Here is a 318-nt window from a genome sequence, read left to right as displayed (position 1 = left end):
CCCAGCATCGCTTCGCCGGCCGCGGCCTGGAAACGCTCGAGCGCCGGGCCGTCGATCGCCAGCACGAGGCCGGGGTTGGTGCAGAACTGGCCCGCGCCCATCGTCACCGAGGCGACATAGCCCTTGCCCAGCGCCTCGGCACGGGCTTCCAGCGCCGCCGGCAGCAGGAAGACGGGGTTGACGCTGCTCATTTCAGCATAGACGGGGATCGGCACCGGGCGGCTCTGCGCGATGCGGACCAGCGCCAGGCCACCGCCGCGCGAGCCGGTGAAGCCCACCGCCTTGATGCGCGGATCGCTGACCAGCGCGCTGCCCAGC

Annotated in this window: 1 protein-coding gene; it reads right to left on the bottom strand. The window is 72.6% G+C overall.

Annotation, left to right across the window (positions count from 1 at the left end; genetic code table 11):
- The coding region (locus A7X12_RS26460) for an aldehyde dehydrogenase family protein (protein ID WP_232318604.1) at positions 1-318 on the bottom strand (318 nt) is incomplete at both ends.

Origin of the sequence: Sphingomonas sp. TDK1 (genome assembly GCF_001650735.1) — a bacterium.
Classification (GTDB): Bacteria; Pseudomonadota; Alphaproteobacteria; order Sphingomonadales; family Sphingomonadaceae; genus Sphingomonas.
The sequence above is the reverse complement of the archived record's forward strand: the minus strand, read 5'-3'. Positions and strand labels throughout refer to the sequence as shown.